Below are 1,062 nucleotides of genomic sequence, written 5' to 3'. Positions count from 1 at the left end.
GGCAAGGGTTAGTCAAACTATCAGGGACTTCAATTGCCTTGCCGACGAGAGTGGTGGAGCGCATAGCAGAAGTCAGAATAGTTCCTAAATGTGATTGTTATGTAATCGAGGTAATTTATGAGAAAACTGAACAGTTCTTAGCTCCTAATGAAAAGATAGCTGTGATAGATTTAGGCATAGATAATTTGATGGCTGTAACTTCAAATCAACCGGACTTTATCCCTTTGTTGATTAATGGCAGACCGTTAAAAAGCCTGAATCAATTTTATAACCAACGTCGGGCTAAGTTACAATCTCTGTTAAATCGTCAAAGTTCCCAGAGGATTCGCCGTTTAACCCGTTGCCGTAATCAGAAAGTAGATGATTATCTTCATCAGGCTAGTCGTTATTTAGTCAATCTCTTAGTTGAGCAAGAGATAACAACTTTAGTAATTGGGAAAAATGACGGTTGGAAACAAGAAGTGAACTTAGGAAAAGTCAACAATCAAAAATTTGTGACCATCCCTCATGCTCGATTAATTGACATGATTAGTTATAAATGTCAATTAGTAGGAATCTCTGTGATTCTTCAAGAAGAATCCTATACCTCAGCTTCTAATTTTTTGAATTTAGATCCGCTACCAGTGTATGGACAGATAACTGAAAAGCCAGTGTTTTCAGGAAACTGAATTAAGCGAGGGTTATATCGTACAGATAGAGGATTTCTTTGTCAATCTGATGTCATGGGTTCCTACAACATTTTACGAAAAGCATTCCCAAATGCGTTTAACCGCTATGGGATAGAGAGGTGCGTAGTTCACCCAAGGAGAATCAATCTCTCGAAGTAAAAGTGAAGGGAATTTCTGAAATGGAATTCAGTCTGTCTATATTTGACTATACTTTTACTAACTATCAGATGCTCTATTAGAGATTAAGAAAAGCGGCTCTTCGGTAATTGTTATGCAATGGACGGGGGTTATAAGGGATGGAACCCTTATATAGAAAGGCATTTAGCGATTTTTGTCAATTGTTTTTTATCTAGAGCGAACTAATCGAATTAAGTCTCTTGCCAGATAAGGATTT

At 37.4% G+C, this 1,062-nt stretch carries 1 protein-coding gene; it reads left to right on the top strand.

Features of this window, described 5'->3' with window-relative positions:
* Nucleotides 1-668, top strand: a 668-nt coding sequence (locus tag O9332_RS19360) for an RNA-guided endonuclease InsQ/TnpB family protein (RefSeq protein WP_288026959.1), incomplete at its 5' end; no start/stop codon positions are given.
* Nucleotides 669-1,062: the final 394 nt, after the last annotated feature.

This window comes from Microcystis sp. LE19-10.1B (assembly GCF_027530565.1).
In the GTDB taxonomy this organism is placed as follows: domain Bacteria; phylum Cyanobacteriota; class Cyanobacteriia; order Cyanobacteriales; family Microcystaceae; genus Microcystis; species Microcystis aeruginosa.
The sequence above is the reverse complement of the archived record's forward strand: the minus strand, read 5'-3'. Positions and strand labels throughout refer to the sequence as shown.